General features: G+C 67.8%; 1 protein-coding gene. It reads left to right on the top strand.

Features of this window, described 5'->3' with window-relative positions:
• Window positions 1-236: phospholipase C, phosphocholine-specific (locus HKX41_13525; GenBank protein NNC25153.1), on the top strand; the 236-nt coding region annotated here is incomplete at both ends.

A 236-nucleotide genomic window follows, 5' to 3' on the forward strand; every position in this document is an offset into this window, starting at 1 on the left:
GCCGCAACGATCGCTGGATGCAGGTGCAATGGCCGCAGGCGATGGGCTACTTCACCCGCGCCGACCTGCCGTACTACTACCCGCTGGCCGACAGCTTCACCGTGTGCGATGCCTATCACGCCTCGATGCTCGGGCCGACCAATCCCAATCGCCTGTACCTGATGAGCGGCCGCGCCTCGGCCAACGCCGACGGCAGCGGCGTGCACACCAGCAACGACATGGCCGACACCGGCGGC

This window comes from Salifodinibacter halophilus (assembly GCA_012999515.1).
GTDB lineage: Bacteria > Pseudomonadota > Gammaproteobacteria > Nevskiales > Salinisphaeraceae > Salifodinibacter > Salifodinibacter halophilus.